Source organism: Janthinobacterium sp. 1_2014MBL_MicDiv (assembly GCF_001865675.1).
Classification (GTDB): Bacteria; Pseudomonadota; Gammaproteobacteria; order Burkholderiales; family Burkholderiaceae_D; genus Janthinobacterium.
The window spans coordinates 2626900-2648369 of sequence record NZ_CP011319.1 but is presented as its reverse complement, the minus strand read 5'-3'; the positions used below and the strand labels follow the sequence as shown (position 1 = coordinate 2648369).

The following is a 21470-nucleotide window of genomic DNA, read 5'->3' as shown; positions in this document are numbered from 1 at the left end:
CGTACGTCATTATAGGGATAATTGCTCTTCCGCTAGCCCGCATGCGCAATGGCGCTTGCCATCCAGGCGATGAATACTCACTGATCGCCATGCGGCGCCGCCACCGTCCAAGGAAGAATCCATGCTTGAATTGCTTGCTGTTGCACTGATTACCCTGCTGGCCTCCATCGTCCCCGGCCCCGATTTCGCGATGGTCACGCGTAACAGCTATCTGCATGGCCGCCGTGCCGGCCTGCTGGCCGCGCTCGGCATCGCCGTGGGTGTGCAAGTCCACGTGTTCTATACGATGTTTGGTATCGGGCTCATCATTGCAAAGTCACCGGCCTTGTTTGCCGCGATCAAGTTTGCCGGCGCCCTGTACCTGATCGTGATCGGCTGGAAAACCTGCGTCAACCGCGCCGGGCTCGTCATCGACCTGCACAACGGCGCGTCCGTGTCCCGACAGCAAATTTTCCTCCATGGATTCCTTACCAATGCCCTGAACCCGAAGACGACGCTGTTTGTCATCAGTACCTACACCCAGGTGGTGCAGCCTGGCACGCCATTAACAGTCCAGTTCGGCTACGGGCTATGCATGTCCGCCATCCATCTGCTGTGGTTTGCCCTGGTCGCCATCTTTTTTTCAAGAGCAACGTTCCGTTCCCGCATGCTCAGCCACCAGCGGATGGTCGACCGGCTGATCGGCACGATTTTAATGGCGCTAGGCGTACTGCTGGCCTGCGCCAACATGGACAAACTGTAATGGTGCGCCAAGCGGCCAGCCAGGAGGCGGCCTGTAAAATGGCGCGGCCGGATACGCCATGTTTCCGATGCAACAATTTTCCTGCCTGCCTACGATCCCGAGCACATCATCCATGACTTTTCTGCAACTCCTCATCCTTTCCATCGTCCAGGGCTTCGCCGAGTTGCTGCCCGTGTCCAGCTCCGCCCACGTCATCATGGCGGAAAAATGGATGGGCCTGGACCCCACCTCACCCGAGCTGACCATGCTGCTGGTGATGCTGCATACCGGCACCATGTTTGCCGTGATCGTGTATTTCTGGAAATCCTGGCGCGCCACCTATTTCAGCTCGGCCGCAGCCTTCCGCCGCAATGCCTTGCTGCTGGTGGCCGCCACGGCCCTGACGGGCATCGTCGGTTTCGGCTTGCTGAAAGGCATCACCCACGTCATGCGCAAGGAGGCGCCCGGCTTTGAAATCGAACACCTGTTCGGCAACGCCACACTGATGGCGGCCGCGCTGGCCGCCGCCGGCCTGCTGATCATCGCCTCCTCGCGCCAGCAGGCGCGGGAAAGCGGTACCTTGTCTATCGGCAAGGCCATGGTGATCGGCGCCGTGCAGGGGCTGTGCCTGCCTTTCCGCGGCTTTTCCCGCTCGGGCGCCACCATTTCGGCCGGCATCGCCATGGGCGTGCCGCAGCGCCGCGCCGAGGAATTCAGCTTCGCGCTGGCCGTCGTGCTGACGCCCGCCGTGCTGGTCAAGGAAGGCTGGCGCTTCTACCAGGCCGTCGCCAGCGGCAGCCTCGGCCACCTGGCGCATGGCGCCAGCCTGCCGCAACTGCTCGCGCCCAGCCTGCTGGGCATGCTGCTCTCATTCCTGGCCGGCCTGCTGGCCCTGCGCTGGCTGTCGCGCTGGCTGGAACAGGGACGCTGGCATTTCTTTGGCGCCTATTGCCTGCTGGCCTCTGCCGTCGTGCTGTACGTGGGGTAGAATCGCCGGGTTTGCTGAAAACGCCGATCAAACCTGCTGCGCGTCGTGATTGACGGCCTGCGATGCGCACCGTACCTCCGTACAGTGGCGCCTCGCGGCCGCAACTCTCCTGCGCCCGCTACAGTCTTGTAGGCCTTATCGTGAATAACCATCCCAGCCAGCCCCACTGAAAGCCAACGATGAATTTCGCCGCCACCGCCGCCCTCTCGCTTGCCATGTCCACCGACGCCTTCGCTGCCGCCGTCGGCAAGGGCGCCGCCCTGCACAAGCCGCAATGGCGCGAAGCGCTGCGCACTGGCCTCATCTTTGGCGTCATCGAAGCCATCACGCCCGTCATCGGCTGGGCCCTGGGCAGCGTGGCCGCGCCATATGTGGCCGCATGGGACCACTGGATCGCCTTCAGCCTGCTGGGCATCATCGGCTTGCTGATGATACGCAATGCCCTGTCCGACGCCGACGAGGAGGAAGCGCCCGCGCAGTCGCACTCGTTCTGGGTGCTGGCCATCACGGGCCTGGCCACCAGCATCGACGCCATGGTGGTGGGTGCCGGCTTGGCCTTGCTTGGCGCCAATATCGTCGTCACGGCCGCCGCCATCGGCTTTTCCACCTTCGTCATGGTGACCCTGGGCGTGATGCTGGGCCGGGTGCTGGGCACGGTGGCGGGCCGCCGCGCCGAACTGGTGGGTGGCCTCGTGCTGATCGTCATCGGCTGCGTGATCCTGTACGAGCATATCGGCCACCCGGCCTGAAGGCCGGCCAGCCGCCTCGCATCATGATAGCCGCGGGCGGCATGTCGGGCGCGGGCGCGCACGGCGGCGGTGCGCGCCCTGGCTGGCGGTGTGCTACATTGAATGCTCTATGTCTCGCTAGGTGACCATCATGGAAACTCTGGAGCTGCTGTTTGCCTCGCTGGTGCGCGAAACGGCCGAATCGATCCGCGACCACCATGTCCCCTTTTCCATCAAGCATGACGAACGCGCCTATTTCGAATGGATGGACGGGCATCCTATCGATGGCTATATCCAGGAAGCGTATCGCGAGATAGAAGAAACAGCCCAGCAGATCCGCGCCATCCGCGCTGGCTGATGACGCTTGCCGCAAGCCACTGCGCGGGGCGCCTTGCGGCTGGCGAGGCGCACCGTAGCAGGGTACGGTTGCACCACTCGGCCATAGGTCCCTGCCGCTCGCTGCGATTCTGCCTGGCGGCGTGACGTTCCTTGTATCGTGGTAAAAATTTCAAGCATTGATACACATCAAACACTCTGCTGTTCCTATCGAATGGATGGTCCAATGCCGTGACAATCGGTGCTGGAGGCGGGAAACATGGAGCAACAACAAAAACACCAGATCAGGGGCTATGAATTTCATGTGACGGGGGCGCTGGAGAAGGATGGGCGCTACCGGGGCATGATACTGGTCAGCAAGCGCGGCGATACGCAGCAGGTGTACGCCAAGCCGGTGCTCATCGAGACGGCCAGCAGCTTCAAATCCGTGCATGCGGCCCTGATCGAGGCGTCCGCGTATGCGCAGGAACTCATCTACAACGACGCCATCAAGGCGCTGCTGCCGGCGGACGCGCCCGCCAGCGGCAAGCAGGCGCCGCAGCCGCCTGACCTGGTCGGCAACTAGCAAGTTGCCGGGCGAAGTTGCCAGGCGCCATACGGCATGGGGACGCGTATAATCACGCGCGCCGCGCAGACGCGGCGCCTACCCCACTCGATGAGATGCCAAATAATGGAAAATGTAAATCTGCCGCTGGTCTTCCTGATCGGCTGCGCGCTGATCGCCTTGCTGGCAAAGAGGAACGGCCACTCGTGGTATCTGTTCTTCTTCGCCATTGCGGTGCCGGCGCCGCTATTGCTGCTGGCCTTGCCGCATGTGCTGGGCGTGGAAATCGCCTCGCTGGCGGCCGTGCGCCTGGGCACCGTCCTGCTGTTCCCGCTGGCGGGCGTGCTGTTGGCATTGCGGCGCAAAGGCTGAAGGCGCGGCGCCTGCAAGCTTGCGCCACTGCATACCCTAGCGGGAAGCCGGCGTGCCGTCGGCCAGGCGCCAGCCGACCGACAGGGCCACTTGCTGCGCGTCCTTCTCGTTGCTGCAATCGTCATAATCGCAGGTGTCTGCATAGGCGCCGCACGCGTGGTTCTGGCTGATGAAGGAACCGACCCAGCGGCCATCGCGGCGCTGGCTGGCCGTGGCGCTGATGGTGAAACCTTTGTGGATGGTGGGATTCTCAAAAGACATATTTCCTCCGATGCATGAGCGTCAGGGATCTGACTGCAGCCAGTGTGCGCCGGTCGCCGCGCACGGTCTGTACGTTGGCCCACACCCGCACGATGCGTGCGCCAGCCGTCGCGCGGCCAGGCATTCAGGTATGATTTCGCCATGTGTGGACGATTCGATCAAAATGACACGGCGCGCGTGCTGGCGTCGTCTTTCGGCTGGACCGACGCGGTCTTCGACAGCGAGGCCGAGCCGCACCTGAACGTCTCTCCGGGTAGCTACCGCCCCGTGCTGCATATCGAGGATGGCGTGCGCCGCGTCGGCGACGTCTTCTGGGGCTACCGCCCCGCCTGGGCGGCGCAGGCCACGCCGGCGCCCGGCAAGAAGAAAATTCCCATCGCCATCAACGCCCGGCTGGAAAAACTGGCCGGCGCCTACTGGAAGCCGCTGCTGCGCGCGGGACGCGGCATCGTCTGCGTGGATGGCTGGTATGAGTGGACCGGCGAAAAAGGCGGCAAGCAGCCGTGGCATATCCACCGCCGCGACCGCGCGCGCCTGTTCCTGCTGGTGCTGGCCCAGTTCGGTCCCTGGAAACACAGCCGCGAGGAAGCGGGCTTCGTGCTGGTGACGGCCGACAGCATGGGCGGCATGGTCGATATCCACGACCGCCGCCCCGTCGCCGTCAGCCTGGAAGACGCGCGGCGCTGGCTCGACCCCGCATTGACGCCCGAGGCCGCGCTGCACCTGGCGCGCAGCTGCATGCTCGACGTGGACCTGTTCGCATGGCATGCCGTCGACAATCCGCTGGTGCCGTCCGCCAAGGCCAAGCCGCCGCCCGCGCCGCCCGGCCAATCCTCATTCGACTGGAGTGCGGATTAGAGCGGATTACGCCAGATCAGCCGGGCAACCGCGCCAGGCGGCGCCACAGCGCTTCAAACGGACCCTGGCGGAAGTGGCGCAGCCAATAGCGGCTGAAGAGCACCTGCCCCGCCATCATCAGTATCGCCAGCCCCAGCATCTCGGCCGGGCGCAAACGCGCGCCCCAGCCCAGGCCCGGCCCCTGCAGCAGCCAGCTTCCCAGCAAGGATTGCAACAGGTAGTTGCTCAGCGCCATGCGGCCCACGGGCGCCAGCCAGGAAGCGAGCCAGCGCAGCAGGAAGGGGCCGGCCAGCATCAAGGCCGCCACATAGCCTGCGGCAAGCACGGGGCCGCCCGCGAACAGGCCCGCCTCGAACAAGGCCGCGTCGAACACTTGTTGATACGGATCGACCACTTGCCACGTGATGGCAAACGCCGCCAGCAAATTGAACGGCAGTCCCACGCCCAGCCCCACGCCGCAGACCCAGCGCCACAGGCGCCCGTGGCGCTGCGGCTGCGTCAGCCAGCCCAAACGCACGGAGACGATGCCCAGCAAGAACAGCACGACGATGTGCGGCAGCATGACGATGGCGTACAGCAAGGACGTCAGGTAGTCGTTGGCGCGCAACTTTGCCACGGCCCACGCGCCGCCTTGCGTATAGATGGCGTACCGGGCGGCAAAACTTTGCAGATCGTGCGCCGTGTCCGGAGCGCCGCCCTGCTGGCCCACGGGAATCAATAAACACATGAACAGCAGGAAACCGCCCGCCACCAGCCAGGCGCGGTTGCGAACGCGACTCAGCCTGGCGGACGCCAGCGGCAGGATCAGCATGCCGGCAACGGCATACGAGGTCAGCACGTCGCCGCTCCACACGCAAAAACCATGCAGCAGGCCCAACGCAAGCAGCCAGCGCAGCCGACGCCTGTAGGCGGCCTGCGCCTCTTCCCAGCTGCCCAGCTGGCGCTTCAGCGAGCGCGTCTGCAGGGCAAAGCCGGCGCCGAACAGGAAGGCGAAGATGGGATAGAACTTGAATTGCGCCAGCGCCGCCACGCCGAAAATGACGAGCTGGTCGAGCACGGGCGGCTGCGCCGGCAAGGTGCCGTAGCGCAGGGAAATGGTGCCCCAGGCAAAGCCCCAGATATTGACCAGCAGGATGCCGAACACGGCGATGCCGCGCAGCACGTCGAGTTGCGGCAAGCGTCCGTGTCTGGCGGGCACGGCGTTCAGGGCCGCGCCAGGGTGGGGTAATCGCCCACCTGCAGGGTAAAGCCGGCCTCGTCCGAGCGCAGCCGTGCCTGGCCGCCGAACGGCAAGGTGACCCGGCGGCGGATGTGGCCGAACTCGAGTCCCGTCAGCACGGGCACGGGCAAGCGCTGGCGCACATAGGCCAGCATGGCGTCGAAATCGTAGCCGTTATCCATGGGGCTGAGTTTATACGCGGAAAAATCGCCGAGCAGCACGGCTTGCTGGCGCTGGAGTACGCCCGCGTGCAGCAGTTGCAGCAGCATGCGCTCGACCCGGTACGGGTGTTCGTTGACGTCTTCCAGGAACAAAATGCCGCCATCGACCTGGGGGAAATACGGCGTGCCCAGCAAGTGCACCAGCATGGCCAGGTTGCCGCCCCATAGCTGGCCCTGCAATTCGACCTGCGGATTGCCCGCTGCCGTGCCCGTCACCGTGTGCGTGGGGCCGGCCAGGCATGACCACAGTTGATTCAGCGTAAATTGCTCGGACTCGTCGCGCGTAAAATCGTCGCAGACCATGGGCCCGGCAAAGCTGGCGCGGCCCGTCTTTGCCATCAAGCCCATGTGAAAGGCCGTGAAATCGCTGTAGCCGACAAACAGCTTGCCGCTATCGGCCATGGCCTGGAAATCGATCTCGGGCAGGATGCGGCTGATGCCGTAGCTGCCGCGCAAGGCGAGCACCACCTGCACGGCCGGGTCGCTGGCGGCCGCGTTGAGCTGTGCCAGGCGGCCCGCATCCGTGCCGCCGAAGCGCTGGAACTTATGTTGTGGATCGTAATAATTGTGGACGGTGGCGCCTTGCGCCTGCAAGCGGGCGATGCCGCGCGCCAGGGCCGCCTCGTCGGGCGCATACCCGCCCGGCGCGACGATGGCGATGCCAATCTCAGGTGTCTTCAAAATATGCCCGGCTAGTCAAATGGTGGGCGCGCCTAGGCTGGCTGGGAGCGCATCTGGGGCGCCATCTTACCTTGCAGATGCACATCGATCAAGGCGAGCAGGCGCTCGATCAGCTGCGGCGGCATGTCGTGTCCCATGCCTTCGATCACTTCCAGGCGCGCGTCCGGAATCAGCGCCGCCGTATCGATGCCGCAGGCGACGGGAATCAGCGGGTCGGCCGCGCCATGGATCACCAGCGCCGGACATGTGATGCTGGGCAACAAGGCCGTGCGCTCGCCCGAGGCGGCAATCGCCACCATTTGCCGCGCCACGCCTTCCGGACAGCTGCCCCGCTCCAGCGCCGCCTCGATGCGCTGGTACAGCAGTTTTTCCGAGACGGGATAGGCGGGGCTGCCGATGACGCGCACGGTGGCGGCCATGTGCGCCATCAGCTCGGCGCGGCTGGCATTGCGTTTCGGACGTTGCAATAAAGCATTGCGGGCCGCCCGCGTGGGGCCGGGCAAGCCGCGCCGGCCGCTGCTCGACATGATGGAAGTCAGACTCAGCACCTGTTGCGGCGCGCGCGCCGCCATCACCTGCGCGATCATGCCGCCCATCGACACGCCGATCACGTGCGCCTGGGCAATGCGCAGGGCCGACAGCAGGCCCAGCGCATCGTCCGCCATGTCGTTGAGGGTGTAGGAGCTTTTCAGGGGCCAGCCGACGAGGTTTTTCACGTAGGCCAGCGGTAGATACGGCTTGCCGGCCAGCGCCATCTTGCTCGACAGGCCGCTGTCGCGGTTGTCGAAACGCAAGACGCGAAAGCCTTGCTCGACGATGCCTTCGACGAAGTCCGATGGCCAGGCGATCAATTGCATGCCCAGGCCCATCACCAGCAAGACGCACGGGTCGGCCGGATCGCCGTGGCATTCATAAGCTATGTTGAGGCCGTTCGCCATGATGGTTGCCATGATTGCCTCTCTTCCAGGAACCAGCACGCAGGCACGATCGCTGCGGCCTTGCAATCAGCATACCACTATTGTGCTTCAGACATGAGACCGGCACGCGGCACCCAGCTGAAGTGTTGCCGCACCGGTACGCCGGGCGGCAACGGTGCTGCAACTTACTTGGCTTTTGGCAGGGAATCGGCCAGGTCCACCCACGCTTGCGGCTGCGGTTTGCCGCGCTCGCGCACGCCGAAGAAGGACACCACTTGCGTGCCTTCCTTGTCGAAGAACTCGACGGAAGTGACGCCGCCGCGCTTGACGACCCAGCCGCTGCGCAAGGCCGTGTCGCGGATGTGCAGGTTGAAGTCCGGGTCCAGCACGTTGAAGAAGCCGCCGGCGGCCATGGTTTTTTCGATCTTGCCGCTGTAGATCTGCGTCAAGCCCTCATTGCCCAGAAACACCATGATGGCGACCTTGTTCCTGGCCGCGTTTTCCAGCAGGGTGCGCAGCGCTTCCGGCGTCACGCGTTCGACCACGCCAGCCGGCGCCAGGCGCAGCGCCTGTTCGCGCGTCAGGTGGAATTCGCGCATGATTTGCGCAAACTGGTGCACGTCCGTCATGTCTTTCCACGCCAGCTGGAATTCCTTGACGTCGATCTCGGCGTCCGGCTTTTCCGCCGCTTTCGGCGCCACGGCCAGCACGTTCAGTTCGGCACTTTGCTCCGGCATGCGGAACGTAGCCACCAGCTTGTCGTAGACGGCCACGCCCGGTTCGTTACGCAGATAAATCTTGTGCACGGCCGTGCCGTTGGCGTCGAAGAATTGCAGGCTGCGCGTCGGCTTGCCGTCACGGCCGGGCTGGACCACGGCGAATGCGTATTTCCAGTTTTCAAAGTGGAAACGCAGGTCGATCTGGCCGCCCAGGTAGCCGCCCGCGATATTGCGCTGGCGCGCTTCCTGTTCCGGATCCTGCTTGGCGTCGGCCTGTTCCGACTTGTCGCCAGCCTGCTTGAACTTGCTGGCCGTGCCCGTCGTTTCGATCACGCCATTTTCATTGCGCGTGATCGCCTGCACCACGCCCAGGTCCAGCGCGGCGCGCATGATTTCGCGCGGCTGGTTGCCGTCGGCCTGCAGGCGCGTGACGCCATTGCCGATGTTGGTTGCCAGCAATTGCGCTTCCGATACACCGAGCGCGCGCGCCGCGTCGCGGATCTGCAGCTTGGGCTGCTCCGTGCGCAAGGTGGACCAGCGTTCCGCCAAAGTGGCTGGGGCCGCATATGCGTTTGCAATCAGCAGGCTGCCTAGCAGGGATAGAACGAGTTTGGATAACTTCATAGAGAGACCATTCAATCAAACATGGAAAAAAAGAGGGGCAGCCGCCCCTCCCCGGTAAAAAATCAATAGTTGATGCTGAGGCTGGCGGCGACGTTGCGGCCAGGCTTGGCGTAGCGCTCGATCTCGGTGCGGCTGGCCGCCGTGGTGCCGGCGGACAGGCTGCGCGCAGCGGCGTAATCCCAGTACTTGCGATCCGTCAAGTTGTACACGCCGACGATGATCTTGGCGTTCTTGTGCACGTTCCAGTAGGTCGACAGGTCGAAGATGGTGTACGACGGCACCTTGTAGCGCGGCGCGGTCGTGCCCATCAGCAAGTCGTTCGGCGCCTGTTTCTCGCCGGCGTGCAGCGCCGTCAGTTCCAGGCCGAACAATTTGTTGGCATGGTCATAGCCGAAGGTCAGCGCCGTCTTGGCCGGCGCCACCGAGGCCAGGCCGCCGCTCTCGCCCGTCAGGGTATTGAAGGAGCGGCCCTTGGCCACGCCCGTGGCCAGGTCGACGCGGTAGCCCTGCATGGCTGGCGACCAGGCGCCCAGCTCCGCGCGCAGGCTCAGCTCGGCGCCCCAGGTGCGCGCATTGCCGATGTTTTCCGGACGGTACAAGCCCCAGGTGAGGGTCGGGTAATTCACCGGATCCAGGTCTTGCGCCACGTACTCGATCATGTTCTTGTATTCCGTCTGGTAGACGGAAGCGTGCATGCTCAAGCCCCTGGTCACGTCGCCTTTCAGCCCCAGTTCATACGCCTTGCTGGTTTCCTTGCCCAGATTCGGATTGCCCAGCACGGCATAGCCATTACCCGTGCCCGTATAACTGATGGAATCATAGGTGCCCGTGCGTTCGACCGCCGTCGGCAGGCGCGTGCCGCGCGTGAACGTGGCATAGGCACTCATTTGCGGCAGCACTTCCACGGACAGGCTCAGGCTCGGCGTGAAGTAAGTGTCGCTCTCCTTGCGCACTTCCTTGGCTGCGCCCGGTACGCCGATCAGGTAGTTTTGCAGGTTCTTCGGCTCCAGCTTGCGGTAGTCGGCACGCAGGCCCGGCGTCAGCACGGCTTTCTTGCCGCCCAGGTCGAAACTGAGGTCGTCACGCACGTACAGGGCCAGCTTGGTGGCGTCCATGTCGGCCATGCGGTTCTTGCGCGTGATCTGGTGCGCGCCCGTGGCGATGACGGTGCGGTCTTCCATCCAGGGGCGGCGCGATTTGGCCTGCTCCAGCTGCACGCCGTACAGCAACGCGTTGTCCGCATTGAGCTGCTTGAACGCTTCCGAGGTCAGGCCGATGCTGTCATTCTTGAAGCTGGTATCGATGGCGCGCTGGAAGTTGCCTTGGTAGGTATAGCGTCCCTTGCTCTTGTCCTCGATCTTCGCGTTCTGCAGATAGACTTTCGAGGTCAGGCGGTCGAACAGGGCGAAATCCTTCAATACCAGATCGTGGCCCAGGCTGACGCGGGTACGCCTGGTGGTGGAATCCTGCTGCACGCCGTCCGGATACATGGCGCTGACCTTATTGTTGAGATCGCGCTTGTTCTTGCGTTCGAACATGTCGACCGTCAAGTCCAGCTTTTGTTCGCCCGGCAAGGCCCACACCAGCTTGGACAGCAAGGCGTTCGAATGCCAGTCATCGGGGTTGATGGGGGCGCTGCCGCGGCTGTCAAGCTGCTCGCCGTCGCGGTGCACGTACACGGCCAGGCCTTGCAGATTGGCGCCGATCTTGGCGGCGCCGGTCAAAGTGTGCGCATTGCTGCGGTCTACCGTGGCGCGGCCGTACTTATACGCCACGTAATGGTCCACCCCTTCGCCCAGGTAATCTTCGGGCGACTTGGTGATGAAGGCCACGCCGCCGCCCAGGCCGGGATTGGCGCCGCTGACGGACGTCGTGCCGGAATCGATGCGCACTTCGCGGAAAGTTTCTGGATCGAAATAGTCGCGGCCCATGCCAAACGCGTTGAGGGTATTGCTGTCCGGCTTCGGTGCGGCATCGGGCAGGGAAATGCCATCGAGTTCCAGGCTGACCCGGTTGCCTTCCAGACCGCGGATGTTGTAGCCGGTGTTGCCCGCGCCATCCCAGATGCCGCCGCCGCCCGAGGCCGCCATTGGCGTACTGATCAGCGGCTGATAGCGCACGACACCGGCCATGTCCGTCACATTGCGGCGCTCCAGGTCATCGCTGCGTATCACCGTCTTGGTGCCCGCGCGGCGCTCGTAGTCCTGCTTGGCATTGACGACGATTTCCGGGAAGACGGGCAGCTTGGCCGGTTCCTGCGCGGCCGTGCCCGCATTGATGGCGGCCGTTTGCGCATACACAGGCAGCATGGGCGCCGCGAACAGGCCCAGCAAGGCGGCGCGCAGCACCAGGTTATGCCGGCGGGCAGGAAGACGAATGGCAGGAACGACGGGTGCAGCGGTGCGCTGCAGAGGCACTGTAGTCATGATGATCCGGTGGAAGAGTGAAGGCTGGCTCTTGAACCCGGATCAATAACGATACGCAAGGGAAGTTTGCTGGCGAAAACAATACTGTAACACGAATCATTCTCATTTGAGAATGATAAAATGGTCTATACAGATGTTATTTCGCAACAGTTATAAAAAATGCCAGCCGGAATGGCTGGCATGCGCATGCTGGCAGGAATGCGGGCCGGAACCGCCCTGCCCGCTCCTGGCTAGACCTGGGCGGCCGGATTGGCCAGCTTGCGCGCTTCCGCCTGGGCACGCCGGCGCTCGACGAAGAAACGCTTGAGGAAGGCGCCGCACTCGTCGGCCAGCACGCCGCCTTCGATGGCCGTCTGGTGGTTCAGCGCCGTCTGCTCGAACAGGTTCAGCACGGAACCGCAGGCCCCCGTCTTCGGATCGCCCGCGCCAAACACGACGCGCGCCAGGCGCGCATGCAGCATGGCGCCCGAGCACATCACGCACGGCTCCAGGGTCACATACAGTTCGCAGCCGGGCAAGCGGTAGTTGCCCAGCTTGTCGGCGGCCGCACGCAAGGCCATGATCTCGGCGTGCGCCGTCGGATCGTGGCGGCCGATGGGCTGGTTGTAGCCGACGGCGATGACTTCCCCGTCCTTGACGACGACGGCGCCCACGGGCACCTCGCCCAGGTCCCACGCATGCTGCGCCTGCTCCAGGGCCAGCCGCATGAACCCGGCGTCGGCCGCGTTCACGGCAGGCACGGCGCAGTCAGGGGTTTCAGTCATCGGTCACTTCTGCCCAGCAGTTTGGCGTTTCATGCAGCACCAGCTTATGCAGGTGCAAGCCCGTGCCGAAGTGGTCGGTAAACGCGGCTTTCAGGATGTCGAAGGCGATGCGCGCCAGGTTTTCCACGGTGGGGATGCGGTCGATGACGACCGTCTTGTGGTCAGGCAGGCTGGCCAGGAAGTCGCGCACGGCCGTGTCTTTCTCGTACACCAGGAAGGCGTGGTCCCAGACATCGACCAGGTGCTGCTTGGCCAGCGTCTTGACATCGGAAAAGTCCATGATCATGCCATTGTCGGAATTGCCTTCCGCTTCGATGACCTTGCCGACCAGGGTGATTTCCACCGTATAGCGGTGGCCGTGCAGGTTGCGGCACTGGCTTTTGTGGTCGGGAATGCGGTGGCCCGCGTCGAATTCGAGCTTGCGTGTGATAGTCAGCATATTATTTGTTTAAGGTATTTGCAGGAGTTTATGGGTTTGCAGGCTCAGCTTCCACTTCGGGTTGCTTTTGCATGTCTCGATGGCCAGCTTCATGTTGTGCGCGGCCAGGGGGCCGTCCATCGCCTGCACGAAGAAGTTCTCGAAGTCCAGTTGTTCGTAGGCGGCCAGGTCTTGCTGGAACTGGGGAATGACCACCTTGATTTCATTGCCTTTGTGCACCACCAGGGTCGAGCCCATCTTCGGGCTCACGCAGATCCAGTCCACGCCGGGCGGCACGGGCAAGGTGCCGTTGGTTTCGATGGCGATGGTAAAGCCCACCGCGTGCATGGCGTCGATCAGCGCGGCATCGAGCTGCAGCAGCGGTTCTCCCCCCGTAAACACCACGTATTTGCTGGCGGTATAGCTGGTCGGCCACAGGCTGTCGATCAGCGCGGCCAGCGCGGCCGGCGTCTTGAACTTGCCGCCCAGTTCGCCATCCGTGCCGACGAAATCCGTGTCGCAGAACTGGCACACGGCCGTGGCGCGGTCGCTTTCGCGGCCCGTCCACAGATTGCAGCCGGAAAAGCGGCAAAACACGGCTGGACGGCCCGCATGCGCGCCTTCCCCCTGCAGGGTATAAAAAATCTCTTTGATGCTATAAGTCACTGTATTTCCTAAGAGCTGGCTGGCGCCATCGCGCATGACGGGCGCATGGATGCGGGCGCGCACGGCGCTAACCGCAGGGCCAGGACCGCAAAAGCCGATTGACAACCCTCTATTATATGCCGCCCAGACACTTCCCGTGCAAATGCCGCGCCCGGTGCCTGGATGGCCCGCCACGGCCGCCCGGAAAACGACAGCAGCGCGCCTATCTGCCGAGCTTTTGCGTTTAGACAATATAAATATACACAAGATAATATATTTTCAGGCAATAGCATTGCCTGTTGGAAAACATTCGGGGAGCGAGGAGATGATGCAACGCGCCATACGCCTGCCGGTTCGCCTCGGCATTGTTGCCTGCTTTGCTGCGGGCACGGCCGCATCCCTGCATGCGGGCCACGCCGACGAATCGCTGGCGCAGGTGAATACGCCCTTGAACCTGATGACGGCCTGCGCCGTCCTGCTGGGCGCGCTGGCCTTGTTGCTGCTGTGGCGCCAGCACTGCCTGGCCGCGCGCCTGCACGCGCAGGAGCAGCTGCGCGCGGACGCCGAGCGCACGCTGCTGGCCGGCGAGCAGCAAAAGGCGCGCGAACAGGAGCGCCAGCGCATCGGGCGCGATATCCATGACGACCTGGGCCAGCATCTGCTGACCCTGAAAATCGACCTGTGCATGTTGCAGACGAGCACGTGCGACGCCACGCCGCTGCTGGCGCAGAAACTGGCCATGATCGTGCAGAATGTCGACCTCAGTATCGCCGCCCTGCGCTGCGTGATCCACGACCTGCGCCCGCCCGCCCTCGAGCTGGGCCTGCAGTCAGCCTTCGACGGCTTGCTGGCCGATTTTTCGCGCAATACGGGCGTCGTCTGCGCATGCATGTGCGAACCCGCGCTGGCCGAGGGCGCGGCAGGCGCGCACGCCATCCTGCTGTACCACGTGCTGCAGGAGGCGCTGGCCAATATCGCCCGCCACGCGCACGCCACGCGCGTCAGCGTACAGCTGCGCCGCCGCGCCGCCACGCTGGAGTTCCGCATCAGCGACAACGGCGTCGGCATGCCCGCCGCCGCCCGCCTCGGCTGCGGCCTGTCCGGCATGCATGAACGCCTGGCCAGCGCCGGCGGCGCCCTGCGCATCGACAGCCGCGGCGGCGTCGATAGCGGCACCACCTTGCACCTGTCGCTGCCGCTGCCGGCCACGCCGGACGAACGTGCCGGCTATCCCTGAGAATATTGCTCAATATCAACATCATTTACCCGCCACGCTGCATCATGGCGGTCGAGCCAGCCCCATTCCACGCCCGATAAGGATGCTTTCATGCCGGACAGCCACGCACAGGCCAGCGAGTCGCCCTATGGTGTCGCCCATGGTTTCGCCGTCAAAATGATGGAATTGCTGGTCGTGCCGACCTTTGTGCTCGACGTGCATGGCCAGGTGATGATCTGGAACCGCGCCTGCGAACAGCTGACGGGCGTGCCGGCCGCCGAAGTGCTGGGCACGCGCGAGGCGGGAAGCTGCTTTTACACGGATCAGCGCCCCACCCTGGCCGACCTGCTGCTGGCCGGGCGCGGCGGCGACTTGCACGCCGTGTATGCGCAGCAGCAATACCGCGGCAACACGGGCGACAATTTGTGCGCGGAAAACTGGTGCGACATGCCGCGCACGGGCCGGCGGCGCTACCTGGCCGTCGATGCCAGCCCCATCTACGGCAATCCCGGCGAACTGATCGCCGTCGTCGAAACCCTGCGCGACATGACCGATGAAAAACGCGCGCACGTGGAACTGGAACGCCTGGCCACGCGCGACGGCTTGACGGGCCTGGCGAACCGGCGCTGCTTCGACGATACCCTGCATGCCGAATGGCAGCGCGCCCAGCGCCAGCAGCAGGCGCTGTCGCTGCTGATGGTCGATGTCGACAATTTCAAGCAATACAACGACAGCCACGGCCACCAGGGGGGCGACTTGTGCCTGCGCAAGGTGGCTGGCGCCGTCGCCAGCGAATTGCGCACGAACGACCTGGTGGCCCGCTATGGCGGCGAAGAGTTCGCCGTGATCCTGCCGAACCAGTCGCTGAAGGGCGCGGCCATCGTGGCCGAGCGCATACGCCAGCGCGTCGAGCGTTTGCAACTGCCGCGCAGCAAGCAAGGCGGCGCCTGCGTCACCGTCAGCATCGGCGCCGCCACCGCCCTGCCCGGCGCCGGCACGGAACTGGGCCAGCTGATCCACACGGCCGATTGCGCCCTGTACCGCGCCAAGCACCTGGGCCGCAACCGCATCAGCTTGCCGGAGACGACGCTGACGTGAGTGTCCGCGCCAGCGGCATGCCTTGCCCGCTCGCGCCATTGCCCTGACAGGACCGCCCCTGCATGCTGCATGCCAAAACGCCTTGCCCCCTATGCACGGCGGCATGAATATTCTATGCTGCGGCGTTGCACTTTCCACATTCCAAGAAAAGAAGGAGCCCTCGTGTCAAGAATCATGCCCGTTTTCATCCCCGCTTTCGCCCTGGCCCTGTCGGCCATGGCCTCGTCCAGCCTGGCCCAGCAAACGGCCGGCGCCGCGCCAGCCAAGCCCGTCATTGCGAAAAGCGCCGCCGCCGGCAAGGCCGACCTGCTGCCGTTCAAGGCCACGGAAAAGACCCTGGCCAACGGCTTGAAGATCATCATCGTGCCGACCGGCTTCCCGAATATCGTCTCGCTGCAGATTCCCGTGCAGACGGGGTCGCGCAATGAAGTCGAGCCGGGCAAGTCCGGTTTCGCGCATTTCTTCGAACACATGATGTTCCGCGGCACCAAGGCCTATCCGCCCGAAAAATACCAGGACATCATCACCAAGGCGGGCGCGCGCCAGAACGCCTACACCAGCGACGATCTGACCAATTACCACACGACGTTCGCCAAGGACGACCTGGAAACCGTGCTGAAGGTGGAAGCGGACCGCTTCCAGCACCTCGACTATGCGGAAGACGCGTTCAAGACGGAATCGCGGGCCGTGCTGGGCGAATACAACAAGAACAGCGCCAATCCCGTCTCGAAACTGTTCGAAGTGATGCGCGACAGCGCCTACACGACGCATACCTACAAGCACACGACGATGGGCTTCATCCAGGACATCGAGGACATGCCGAACCAGTATGCCTACTCGAAGATCTTCTTCGACCGCTGGTACCGTCCGGAACGCACCACCATCATCATCGCCGGCGACGTCGAGCCGCAGCACGCCATCGCGCTGGTGGAAAAATACTGGAGCGGCTGGCAACGCGGCAAGCGGCAGGCGGCCGTGCCCGTCGAACCGGCACCGCATGGCCCCGTCTACAAGCACGTGGCCTGGCCTACGCCGACCCTGCCATGGGTGGCCGTCGGCTTCCATGCGCCGGCGTTTTCCGTGAAGGACAAGGACCAGGCGGCGCTGGCGACCCTGCTGTCGCTGTCGTTCGGCCGCACCTCGCCGCTGTATAAACGCCTGGTGCAGAACGAGCAGAAGGTCGACCAGCTGTTCGACATGACGCCGGACCGGGTCGACCCGACCCTGGCCGTGCTGGGCGCGCGCGTGAAAAACCTCGCCGACGTCGTCTACGTGCGCGACGCGATCCTCGCCACCGTGGCGCAGCTGCGCGAGACGCCCGTCAGCGAGAAAGACCTGGCGGACGCCAAGTCGGCGGAAAAATACGGCCTGATCCGCACCCTCGACAATACCGAGCAGATCGCCGGCACCCTGGCCTCGTTCGTGCATTTCGACCGTTCGTATGCCACCCTGAACCAGTACTACCGCCTGATCGACTCGCTCACCCCGGCCGACCTGCAGGCGGCCGCGCGCAAATACCTGAACGACGACGGCCTGGTGCTGACCACCCTGTCGCATGAAGCCATGCCGGCCGCCATCGCCAGCGTGCCGAAACTGGCCAGCCTGCTGCCAGCCGCCCCGAACGCCAAGTTCGACGTGCTGGTGCAAAAGTCCGCGCTGCCGCAAATCCGCTACAAGCTGCTGTTTGCGGCCGGTTCCGCGCACGATCCGCAAGGCAAGGAAGGCCTGGCCGCGCTGACGGCCGCCATGGTGGCATCGGGCGGCTCGTCCGAGCGCAAGATCGACGAAGTCAACCAGGCCCTGTTCCCGCTGGCCGGCAGCTTTACGCAACAGGCGGACAAGGAAATGACGACGTTTACCGGTTCCATCCACAAGGATAACTGGAACCAGTTCAGCGACATCGCCCTGCCGCTGCTGCTCTCGCCCGGTTTCCGCGAGGACGACTTCCGCCGCCTGAAAGATGCGCAGAGGAACGCGCTGCTGCTGGACCTGAAGGACAATAACGAGGAAGAGTTCGCCAAGGAGCGGCTGCAGACGAATGTCTACGCGGGCACGCCGTACGGCCACCCGGTGCTGGGCACCGTGGCCGGCATCGACGCCATCACGCTCGACGACGTGAAACAGTTCTGGAAGACGGCGTATGCGCAAGGCGCCGTGAAGGTGGGCATTTCCGGCGACGTCTCGGACGCCATGACGGCTTCGCTGACGCAGGCGCTGGCGAAGCTGCCGGCCGGTCCCGGCTTGCCGGCCACGGTGAAACCCGTGGGCCGCAAGGCGAACGGCCTGGAAGTGGAAATCATCGAGAAAAACACGCGCGCCACGGCCATTTCCTTCGGCTTGCCGCTCGAGGTGACGCGCACGCACGCGGACTTCCCCGCCCTGTGGCTGGTGAAGACCTGGCTGGGCGAACACCGCGCCTCGAATTCCTACCTGTACCAGCGCATCCGTGAAATCCGCGGCATGAACTATGGCGACTATGCCTACATCGAAGCCTTCCCGCGCGGCATGTACCAGTTCTTCCCGAACCCGAACCTGGGCCGCAAGGCGCAGCTGTTCGAAATCTGGATCCGCCCCGTGGCGCCGGAAAACGCCCACTTCGCCCTGCGCGTGGCGCTGACGGAATTGGGCAAGCTGGTCGACAACGGCTTGACGCAGGAACAGTTCGCCACCACGCGCGACTACCTGATGAAGAACGTGTTCGTCATGACCTCGACGCAGGACCAGCAGCTCGGTTACGCGCTCGACTCGCAATGGTATGGCACGCCCGAGTTCACCAGGCTGATGCGTGATGGCCTGTCGAAACTGACGGTGGCCGACGTCAACCGCGCCATCCAGCAGCACCTGTCGGCAAAGAACCTGTCCGTGGTGGTGATCGCCAAGGATGCGGCCGGCCTGAAGGATAAGCTCGTCAGCGACGCCTACTCGCCCATCAAGTACGATGGCAACAAGCCGCAAGCGCTGCTAGCCGAAGACAAGGTCATCGGTGCGATGAAACTCAACATCAAGCCGGAAGCGGTGACGGTGACGCCGGCGGCGCAGGCGTTCGCCAAATAAGACGGGAAGAAACGCGGTTCAAACCTGGTCCGGCGCAGCATGGCCGATCAGGCTTGAACCGGTGTATGAAGCGGCGGTCAGCCGATGGCTGCCGCCCTGGCCCGCGCCGCGTGCAGTTTCTTGAAGCTGTCGATCAGGCGCTGGTGCCGGTCCAGCCCTTCCAGCTGCATGCTGGTGGGCGTCAGGCCGTAGAAACGCACGCTGCCGTCCACCGAACCGAGCACGGCGTCCATCCTTTCGTTGCCAAACATGCGGCGGAAATTGACCGCGTAATCGTCCAGCTCCAGCTCGTCGTCGAGCTCTACCTCCAGCACCACGTTCAAGGCCTGATAAAACAGCCGGCGCTCGACCGTGTTGTCGTTGTACTGCAAGAAGGTTTCCACCAGCTCCTTGGCTTCCTCGAATTGCTGCAAGGCCAGCTGGATCAGCAGTTTCAATTCCAGCGTCGTCAACTGTCCCCACACCGTATTTTCATCGAATTCGATGCCGATCAGGGTGGCGATGTCGCCGTACTCGTCCAGCTCGCTGTTCTCCAGGCGCTCGAGCAAGTCTTCCAGGCTGGCTTCGTCCAGGCGATGCAGGTTCAGGATGTCGGCGCGGAACAGCAAGGCCTTGTTGGTATTGTCCCAGATCAAATCCTCGACTGGATACACTTCCGAATAACCGGGCACGAGGATGCGGCAGGCGGTGGCGCCCAGCTGGTCATACACGGCCGTGTAGACTTCCTTGCCCATGTCGGCAAGGATGCCGAACAGGGTCGCCGCTTCCTCGGCATTCGAGTCGTCGCCGTGGCCGGAAAAATCCCACTCGACAAAATCGTAATCGGCTTTCGCGCTGAAAAAGCGCCACGACACGATGCCGCTCGAGTCGATGAAATGTTCGACAAAGTTGTTCGGCTCGGTGACGGCTTCGCTGGCAAACGTGGGCTGCGGCAAATCGTTGAGGCCTTCAAAGCTGCGGCCCTGCAGCAATTCCGTCAGGCTGCGCTCGAGCGCCACTTCCAGGCTCGGGTGTGCGCCGAACGAGGCAAACACGCCGCCCGTGCGCGGATTCATCAAGGTCACGCACATGACGGGGTAGGTGCCGCCCAGCGACGCATCCTTCACCAGCACGGGGAAGCCCTGCTCCTCCAGGCCCTGAATGCCGGCCAGGATGCCCGGATATTTCGCCAGCACTTCCTGCGGCACGTCGGGCAAGGCGATCTCGCCTTCAAGGATTTCGCGCTTGACGGCCCGTTCGAAAATTTCCGACAAACATTGCACCTGCGCTTCGACGAGGGTATTGCCGGCGCTCATGCCATTGCTGACATACAGGTTTTCGATCAGGTTCGACGGGAAGTACACGACCTCGCCATCCGACTGGCGCACATACGGCAGCGAACAGATGCCGCGCTCGGCATTGCCGGAGTTGGTGTCGACCAGGTGCGAGGCGCGCAGCTCGCCATCGGGATTGTAGATGTCCAGGCTGTATGCATCGAGAATACCGTCGGGCAAGGCATCCTTGCGGCCAGGCTTGAACCAGCGCTCGTTCGGATAGTGCACGAACGGCGCGTTGGCGATGTCTACGCCCCAGAACGAACCGGCATAGAAATGGTTGTTGCTGATGCGCTCGATATACTCGCCCAGGGCCGAGGCCAGCGCGCTTTCCTTGGTCGCGCCCTTGCCGTTGGTAAAGCACATGGGCGAATGGGCATCGCGGATATGCAGCGACCACACATTGGGAATGATGTTGCGCCACGACGCGATTTCAATCTTGATGCCCAGGCCCGCCAGCAGGCCCGACATATTGGCGATGGTTTGTTCCAGCGGCAAATCCTTGCCGGTAATATAGGTGCTCGCCCCCGGCGCCGCATTCAGGGTCAGCAGGGCCTGGGCATCGGCGTCGAGGTTCTCGACTTCTTCAATCACGAACTCGGGGCCCGTCTGCACCACTTTTTTCACCGTGCAGCGGTCGATCGAACGCAGGATGCCCTGGCGATCCTTGGCGGAGATATCGGCCGGCAATTCGACCTGGATCTTGAAGATCTGCTGGTAACGGTTTTCCGGGTCGACGATATTATTTTGCGACAGGCGGATATGTTCGGTGGAAATATTGCGTGTATCGCAATACAACTTCACGAAATACGCGGCGCACAGGGCCGACGAGGCCAAAAAATAATCGAACGGGCCCGGCGCCGAGCCATCGCCCTTGTAACGGATGGGCTGGTCGGCAATGACCGTAAAATCATCGAACTTGGCTTCGAGACGCAGCTTGTCGAGAAAGTTGACTTTAATTTCCATGGGGGATAACAAACCTGTGCATTAATGAATTAGCCGCTATTATCCGCCCTTTCCCGCCCACGGCATAGGCTGTTCACTGCTCCCGCACCACCCGGGCGCCGCAGGAGCAGGCCCGCCTCACTCGAAGGGATTGGCCACCGACGTCACTTCGGGCGGCGGCAGCTGGTCCGGCAAGTCCTGCTTTTCCAGTTGCGCCACGACGTCGGCCAGCAGCTTTTGCAGCTGTTTTGCCAGGGCCAGGCCCGGCTTGTCCAGGGTCAGGTCGATGTCGCCGCTGATGCTGATGCGGTCGATGCGGTTCTCGACCGTCAGGCTGCCAATTTCCAGCACATCGCTTTCATTGGCGTAGGGAACGAATTTCTTTGCGCACATGGCATTTCC

General features: G+C 63.5%; 21 protein-coding genes. 10 read left to right on the top strand and 11 right to left on the bottom strand.

The genetic code is table 11. The features are described 5' to 3' along the window. The first annotated feature begins 121 nt into the window (after nucleotides 1–121). The 6 genes from YQ44_RS11525 (at nucleotide 122) to YQ44_RS11500 (ending at nucleotide 3689) form a co-directional block, all read left to right on the top strand. Complete coding sequence (locus YQ44_RS11525) at nucleotides 122–742, top strand: LysE family translocator (RefSeq protein ID WP_071323503.1); 621 nt, start codon at nucleotides 122–124, stop codon at nucleotides 740–742. A 112-nt stretch (nucleotides 743–854) separates the two neighbouring features. After that, nucleotides 855–1709, top strand: a complete 855-nt coding sequence (locus YQ44_RS11520) for an undecaprenyl-diphosphate phosphatase (protein ID WP_071323502.1) — start codon at nucleotides 855–857, stop codon at nucleotides 1707–1709. Nucleotides 1710–1888: 179 nt separating this feature from the next. Next, a complete protein-coding gene (mntP, locus tag YQ44_RS11515; RefSeq protein WP_071323501.1) occupies nucleotides 1889–2458 on the top strand; it encodes a manganese efflux pump MntP in 570 nt (189 codons plus the stop codon). A 130-nt stretch (nucleotides 2459–2588) separates the two neighbouring features. Continuing rightward, nucleotides 2589–2795: a hypothetical protein gene (locus YQ44_RS11510; RefSeq protein WP_071323500.1), complete on the top strand. Its 207-nt coding sequence runs from the start codon at nucleotides 2589–2591 to the stop codon at nucleotides 2793–2795. Nucleotides 2796–3032: 237 nt separating this feature from the next. Beyond that, nucleotides 3033–3338, top strand: a complete 306-nt coding sequence (locus YQ44_RS11505) for a hypothetical protein (protein ID WP_071323499.1) — start codon at nucleotides 3033–3035, stop codon at nucleotides 3336–3338. Between the two features lie 105 nt (nucleotides 3339–3443). After that, nucleotides 3444–3689, top strand: a complete 246-nt coding sequence (locus YQ44_RS11500) for a hypothetical protein (protein WP_071323498.1) — start codon at nucleotides 3444–3446, stop codon at nucleotides 3687–3689. Nucleotides 3690–3725: 36 nt separating this feature from the next. Here YQ44_RS11500 and YQ44_RS11495 read toward each other — a convergent pair whose 3' ends face one another. Then, entirely contained in the window at nucleotides 3726–3950 is a 225-nt protein-coding gene (locus tag YQ44_RS11495) for a hypothetical protein (protein WP_071323497.1), read from the bottom strand. Between the two features lie 141 nt (nucleotides 3951–4091). Here YQ44_RS11495 and YQ44_RS11490 point away from each other — a divergent pair, with 141 nt between their 5' ends. Next, a complete protein-coding gene (locus YQ44_RS11490; RefSeq protein WP_071323496.1) occupies nucleotides 4092–4808 on the top strand; it encodes an SOS response-associated peptidase in 717 nt (238 codons plus the stop codon). A 16-nt stretch (nucleotides 4809–4824) separates the two neighbouring features. On the opposite strand, the gene YQ44_RS11485 is transcribed toward YQ44_RS11490, so the two are convergent. The 8 genes from YQ44_RS11485 to queE form a co-directional block, all read right to left on the bottom strand. Continuing rightward, nucleotides 4825–6006: a DUF418 domain-containing protein gene (locus YQ44_RS11485; RefSeq protein WP_232251259.1), complete on the bottom strand. Its 1182-nt coding sequence runs from the start codon at nucleotides 6004–6006 to the stop codon at nucleotides 4825–4827. A gap of 5 nt (nucleotides 6007–6011) precedes the next feature. After that, on the bottom strand, nucleotides 6012–6929 hold the full coding sequence (ldcA, locus tag YQ44_RS11480) for a muramoyltetrapeptide carboxypeptidase (protein WP_071323494.1): 918 nt from the start codon (nucleotides 6927–6929) through the stop codon (nucleotides 6012–6014). 32 nt (nucleotides 6930–6961) lie between these two features. After that, the gene (locus YQ44_RS11475; RefSeq protein ID WP_071323493.1) at nucleotides 6962–7879 is read right to left on the bottom strand and encodes an alpha/beta fold hydrolase; all 918 of its coding nucleotides are present in this window, start codon (nucleotides 7877–7879) and stop codon (nucleotides 6962–6964) included. Between the two features lie 152 nt (nucleotides 7880–8031). Next, on the bottom strand, nucleotides 8032–9189 hold the full coding sequence (locus tag YQ44_RS11470; protein ID WP_071323492.1) for a hemin-degrading factor: 1158 nt from the start codon (nucleotides 9187–9189) through the stop codon (nucleotides 8032–8034). A 62-nt stretch (nucleotides 9190–9251) separates the two neighbouring features. Next, nucleotides 9252–11615 (bottom strand): TonB-dependent hemoglobin/transferrin/lactoferrin family receptor, encoded by a 2364-nt coding sequence (locus YQ44_RS11465; RefSeq protein ID WP_071323491.1) that lies wholly within the window; start codon nucleotides 11613–11615, stop codon nucleotides 9252–9254. A gap of 230 nt (nucleotides 11616–11845) precedes the next feature. Then, entirely contained in the window at nucleotides 11846–12379 is a 534-nt protein-coding gene (gene tadA, locus YQ44_RS11460; RefSeq protein WP_071323490.1) for a tRNA adenosine(34) deaminase TadA, read from the bottom strand. Further along, nucleotides 12372–12818: a 6-carboxytetrahydropterin synthase QueD gene (gene queD, locus YQ44_RS11455; protein ID WP_034755997.1), complete on the bottom strand. Its 447-nt coding sequence runs from the start codon at nucleotides 12816–12818 to the stop codon at nucleotides 12372–12374. The genes tadA and queD overlap by 8 nt, the downstream gene beginning before the upstream one ends. A gap of 9 nt (nucleotides 12819–12827) precedes the next feature. Beyond that, nucleotides 12828–13463, bottom strand: a complete 636-nt coding sequence (gene queE / locus YQ44_RS11450; RefSeq protein ID WP_071323489.1) for a 7-carboxy-7-deazaguanine synthase — start codon at nucleotides 13461–13463, stop codon at nucleotides 12828–12830. Nucleotides 13464–13767: 304 nt separating this feature from the next. Here queE and YQ44_RS11445 point away from each other — a divergent pair, with 304 nt between their 5' ends. The 3 genes from YQ44_RS11445 to YQ44_RS11435 all read left to right on the top strand — a co-directional run bounded on the left by YQ44_RS11445 (nucleotide 13768) and on the right by YQ44_RS11435 (nucleotide 18810). Then, a complete protein-coding gene (locus tag YQ44_RS11445; protein WP_198043918.1) occupies nucleotides 13768–14679 on the top strand; it encodes a sensor histidine kinase in 912 nt (303 codons plus the stop codon). A gap of 90 nt (nucleotides 14680–14769) precedes the next feature. Then, entirely contained in the window at nucleotides 14770–15756 is a 987-nt protein-coding gene (locus YQ44_RS11440) for a sensor domain-containing diguanylate cyclase (protein ID WP_071323488.1), read from the top strand. Nucleotides 15757–15930: 174 nt separating this feature from the next. Beyond that, the gene (locus YQ44_RS11435) at nucleotides 15931–18810 is read left to right on the top strand and encodes a M16 family metallopeptidase (RefSeq protein WP_156895032.1); all 2880 of its coding nucleotides are present in this window, start codon (nucleotides 15931–15933) and stop codon (nucleotides 18808–18810) included. 77 nt (nucleotides 18811–18887) lie between these two features. Here YQ44_RS11435 and YQ44_RS11430 read toward each other — a convergent pair whose 3' ends face one another. Both YQ44_RS11430 and YQ44_RS11425 read right to left on the bottom strand, forming a co-directional pair. After that, nucleotides 18888–21089 carry an OsmC domain/YcaO domain-containing protein gene (locus tag YQ44_RS11430; protein WP_071323487.1) on the bottom strand — a complete coding sequence of 734 codons (2202 nt, stop codon included), beginning with the start codon at nucleotides 21087–21089 and terminating at the stop codon, nucleotides 18888–18890. Nucleotides 21090–21206: 117 nt separating this feature from the next. Further along, the gene (locus YQ44_RS11425; RefSeq protein WP_071323486.1) at nucleotides 21207–21461 is read right to left on the bottom strand and encodes a hypothetical protein; all 255 of its coding nucleotides are present in this window, start codon (nucleotides 21459–21461) and stop codon (nucleotides 21207–21209) included. Nucleotides 21462–21470 lie beyond the last annotated feature (9 nt).

Coding starts and splice junctions, on each gene's coding strand:
- YQ44_RS11525 (WP_071323503.1), top strand. CDS start 122: ATGCTTGAATTGCTTGCTGTTGCACTGATTACCCTGCTGGCCTCCATC.
- YQ44_RS11520 (WP_071323502.1), top strand. CDS start 855: ATGACTTTTCTGCAACTCCTCATCCTTTCCATCGTCCAGGGCTTCGCC.
- mntP (WP_071323501.1), top strand. CDS start 1,889: ATGAATTTCGCCGCCACCGCCGCCCTCTCGCTTGCCATGTCCACCGAC.
- YQ44_RS11510 (WP_071323500.1), top strand. CDS start 2,589: ATGGAAACTCTGGAGCTGCTGTTTGCCTCGCTGGTGCGCGAAACGGCC.
- YQ44_RS11505 (WP_071323499.1), top strand. CDS start 3,033: ATGGAGCAACAACAAAAACACCAGATCAGGGGCTATGAATTTCATGTG.
- YQ44_RS11500 (WP_071323498.1), top strand. CDS start 3,444: ATGGAAAATGTAAATCTGCCGCTGGTCTTCCTGATCGGCTGCGCGCTG.
- YQ44_RS11495 (WP_071323497.1), bottom strand. CDS start 3,950: ATGTCTTTTGAGAATCCCACCATCCACAAAGGTTTCACCATCAGCGCC.
- YQ44_RS11490 (WP_071323496.1), top strand. CDS start 4,092: ATGTGTGGACGATTCGATCAAAATGACACGGCGCGCGTGCTGGCGTCG.
- YQ44_RS11475 (WP_071323493.1), bottom strand. CDS start 7,879: ATGGCAACCATCATGGCGAACGGCCTCAACATAGCTTATGAATGCCAC.
- YQ44_RS11470 (WP_071323492.1), bottom strand. CDS start 9,189: ATGAAGTTATCCAAACTCGTTCTATCCCTGCTAGGCAGCCTGCTGATT.
- YQ44_RS11465 (WP_071323491.1), bottom strand. CDS start 11,615: ATGACTACAGTGCCTCTGCAGCGCACCGCTGCACCCGTCGTTCCTGCC.
- tadA (WP_071323490.1), bottom strand. CDS start 12,379: ATGACTGAAACCCCTGACTGCGCCGTGCCTGCCGTGAACGCGGCCGAC.
- queD (WP_034755997.1), bottom strand. CDS start 12,818: ATGCTGACTATCACACGCAAGCTCGAATTCGACGCGGGCCACCGCATT.
- YQ44_RS11445 (WP_198043918.1), top strand. CDS start 13,768: ATGATGCAACGCGCCATACGCCTGCCGGTTCGCCTCGGCATTGTTGCC.
- YQ44_RS11440 (WP_071323488.1), top strand. CDS start 14,770: ATGCCGGACAGCCACGCACAGGCCAGCGAGTCGCCCTATGGTGTCGCC.
- YQ44_RS11435 (WP_156895032.1), top strand. CDS start 15,931: ATGCCCGTTTTCATCCCCGCTTTCGCCCTGGCCCTGTCGGCCATGGCC.
- YQ44_RS11430 (WP_071323487.1), bottom strand. CDS start 21,089: ATGGAAATTAAAGTCAACTTTCTCGACAAGCTGCGTCTCGAAGCCAAG.
- YQ44_RS11425 (WP_071323486.1), bottom strand. CDS start 21,461: ATGTGCGCAAAGAAATTCGTTCCCTACGCCAATGAAAGCGATGTGCTG.